The 232-nt window shown below is 51.7% G+C and carries 2 tRNA genes; both read left to right on the top strand.

The annotated features are described in order from the left end of the window. The first annotated feature begins 7 nt into the window (after positions 1 to 7). Positions 8 to 94 (top strand) — tRNA-Leu (locus AB4351_RS22235). A gap of 64 nt (positions 95 to 158) precedes the next feature. After that, positions 159 to 232, top strand: a tRNA-Cys gene (locus AB4351_RS22230).

The raw sequence follows: 232 nt of genomic DNA, 5'->3' as shown, positions 1-232 counted from the left end.
ATTGCGTGCCCTGGTGGTGGAATTGGTAGACACAAGGGATTTAAAATCCCTCGACGTTCGCGTTGTGCCGGTTCAAGTCCGGCCCGGGGCACCATCTATTTGATTATTACCTCGCTTGGTATTAATCAAAAGAGTTGTTCTCTTAAAACACTATTGAAGGCGCCTTGGCAGAGTGGCTATGCAGCGGATTGCAAATCCGTGGACCTCGGTTCGACTCCGGGAGGCGCCTCCA

The organism is Vibrio sp. 10N.261.51.F11, from assembly GCF_041471665.1.
Taxonomy (GTDB): Bacteria; Pseudomonadota; Gammaproteobacteria; order Enterobacterales; family Vibrionaceae; genus Vibrio; species Vibrio crassostreae_C.
This window is presented reverse-complemented; position numbering and strand designations above follow the sequence as displayed.